This window comes from Sphingomonas sp., assembly GCF_048594985.1.
In the GTDB taxonomy this organism is placed as follows: Bacteria; Pseudomonadota; Alphaproteobacteria; order Sphingomonadales; family Sphingomonadaceae; genus Sphingomonas_I.
The window spans coordinates 1-2817 of the sequence record NZ_JBMDXG010000161.1 but is presented as its reverse complement, the minus strand read 5'-3'; the positions used below and the strand labels follow the sequence as shown (position 1 = coordinate 2817).

Sequence of the window (2817 nt, the reverse complement as noted above, 5' to 3'; positions counted from 1 at the left end):
CGTACCAAGCGCTATGGATTACGATGGCGCGGCCGAGCGCATTGTTGTTCGTCGGGTCGAGCCCCACCAGACGCTGCGACCGACCGTGCTTGCCGGTATAGTAATCGCCCGTCAGGAATGCGCCCTCGCTCGAGGCATTGGAGCCGAAGGCGTTGGAGAACCGCTCGAGGAACCCGGTATGCCCAGGGTCCGAACCGGAACCGTGCGCGACCAGCAGCCGCGAAGCCTTGCCGTTCACCACATCGAGGAAGTGCAGCCGGGGTTCGGAAGATGGCGCAGTGAAATCGACGATGGCCATCCGGTCGCGCGCCTTGACCGAACTGGAATGCTGGTCGAGTGCAGATAGAGCGCGGCGCAGCAGCGCAGGGTCTACGGAAAAGCGCGCAGCATCCAGAGCCGTCTGCCGCATGCCCGGGGCATTGCGGGGGACAGCTGGAACTGCGGTCGGGCGGCGCGGGTGTGACGATCCTATAAGCGGCTTGGCGGTCGACCCGGCAAGCGCGGCGAGAGCAATGCCCGCACCTGAAATCATCATGGCGCGCCGGTCGGGTCTAAGGCTAAGCTCAGGCATGCCTCTGATAATGGGCATATGAACCTGTATTTAAATAGTTTTTGTCCGCCTTTGTTGGAGCAATTCTGCACTTAAGCGATGAACTCCCCTAAACTTGCGGCCGGCCGATCAAATGCCGTGCTGGCTCTGGAACAAATCTTATGATTCGTTCAGCGCTCGGTCGAGTTCCCTGGACGCCGTCCAGGACACATAGTTTGCCGTTCATCGGCGTCCCCACACATATGAACCGCAATATCCATTGGGTCCATGGATGGCAGCCAGCGCCCCGCACCGGCACATGCCTTGAGCCTTAAGACACCGTCTGTCAGATCAAGTTCAAACTTTCGCATGACAGACCCTTAGGCCCACGCTTTGCTCATCGGCCCAAGACAATGTGCGCCATCCCACTCCCTTAACCCAGCTTGTTCATCAGCCGTCCCGCCGCCCCGGCCTCGGCGGCGAGGTTGCGGTTATAGGCGAGCGGCATGCGCGGGCTTTTCCAGCGCAGGGCATCCATGATGCCCGCCAGGTCCTCTCCCGCGACGAAAAGGTCCTGGTTGAGCCCTACCCGCGTCGAGTGGGCGCTGACTCCCTTGAGCAGCCGCACCACGTCATCCTCGGTCAAGTCCGGCAGCGCGCCGCACGCGAACGCCTTGCGGATCATCGCGCGCCAGATCGGCCCGATCGAACCCGGGTGCAGCGCGCCGGTGCCGACGTCATACTCCACGCGCGCCGGCACCGCCCGCCGCGGCAGGGTCTTGCGCAAGTCCCAGGCCTCGCGGCTGGAGAGGCTATCGATGCTGCGTCCCTTCGCCGCCGGACGCGCCTTGTAGCGCCGCACCTGCACGCGCCGGAACAGCGGCCCGGCCGTAATCCCCGCTGCCTCGGTCCACGCTGCGATCGCCCGCGCCGAGCGGGGCGAGAGGTAGGCCGTGGCCCCCTCCCCTTCCTGGTCGCCCTTGCTGCGCGGAATCGCGAGCAGCCGCGCCTCGGGGTCGATCGCGTCCATGACGTGCTCGACCCCGACCGCCACCAGCTCCGAGGCGCGCAGGCCGGTATCGTAGGCGACCGAGAGCAGCGCGCGATCGCGCAAGCCCGGCAGATCGTCCGCGCAGGCTTCCAGCAGCGCGCGCACGTTGATCCCGCGGGGCTTGTCACACGCTACGTCGCGCACCGGGCCTTTGAAGCGCAGCGGCCGCGCCTGCGCCTGCGCGGTGCCTTTCTCGCGCTTGATCGCGCGCAGCCGCAGCTTCACCAGTTCGGCCTGGGTCGGGTCCTTGAGGTCGAGCAGCTGGTGGATCTTGGCGATCGAGGCCTTGTAGCGGCCGAGCGAGGCGGGCCTGGCCCCCTGCCCCGCCCGCGCGTCGAGATAGTCGGCAACGGTCTCGGGAGTCGCTGGCAGCGCGATGCGGCCCGTCCGACGGCACCAGAGGTCGAACGCCTCCAGGTCGCTCTTCAGGGCGCGCAGCGAATGCGGCGAGCTGGCGGCCTGGTAGGCGGCAAGCAGCGTTTCGTTAACGACGATCCGCCCGCCCGCGCGCATGCGGGTCACCGCCCAGGCGATCTGGGATGTCGCCGCCGGCATGGCGACCAGGGCGCCGCCAGCCGGCGCGACATCGCTGTTTTCCGAGCCTTCCTGTCCGGTGGTTCCGCTGGGTTCCATCCCGGCGGGGCTAGCACACTTGTTAGTTCCAGAAAACGGCCGGACGGAAGAGCGACGGGATGACGCTGTCATTCGCAAGGATACCTTCGGTCTTTCTGATGACGATCGATCGGCCGGATCGTCGTGAACATTACCGCTTGACCCTGACATCGTGCCAAGGTGCAAAGAGGGAGCGTCACTCAAGGAATCGCTGCCATGGCGCATCATCACGACCACGCGAACGCCGATCATGAGCATACCCATCACCACGACGGCGCCCGGTCAGGAATGGTGAAGGATCCCGTCTGCGGGATGAGCGTCGACCCGGCGAAGACTGCGCATCACGCGGATCATGCCGGGCACCCGTTTCATTTCTGCAGCGCCGGCTGCCGGGGCAAGTTCATCGCCGATCCCGAGCGCTATCTCACCCCGCAAGCGCCAGTCGATGCGCCCGCCGGCGCGATCTGGACCTGCCCGATGCATCCCGAAGTGCGGCAGGAACATCCCGGCGCCTGCCCGATCTGTGGCATGGCGCTAGAGCCCGAGCTGGTTTCCCTGGACCATGGCCCCAGCCCCGAACTGGCCGACATGGCCCGGCGGTTCTGGATCGGGCTGGTGCTCGCGC

General features: G+C 66.0%; 3 protein-coding genes. 1 reads left to right on the top strand and 2 read right to left on the bottom strand.

Going from position 1 to position 2817, the window contains the following annotated elements:
* On the bottom strand, positions 1-409 hold a 409-nt coding region (locus tag ACOJSF_RS06220), incomplete at its 3' end, for a murein L,D-transpeptidase catalytic domain-containing protein (protein ID WP_420141354.1).
* Positions 410-962: 553 nt separating this feature from the next.
* Positions 963-2213 (bottom strand): tyrosine-type recombinase/integrase, encoded by a 1251-nt coding sequence (locus ACOJSF_RS06215; protein ID WP_420141353.1) that lies wholly within the window; start codon positions 2211-2213, stop codon positions 963-965.
* A gap of 267 nt (positions 2214-2480) precedes the next feature.
* On the opposite strand from ACOJSF_RS06215, the gene ACOJSF_RS06210 reads away from it, so the two are divergent.
* The coding region (locus tag ACOJSF_RS06210) for a heavy metal-binding domain-containing protein (RefSeq protein WP_420141355.1) at positions 2481-2817 on the top strand (337 nt) is incomplete at its 3' end.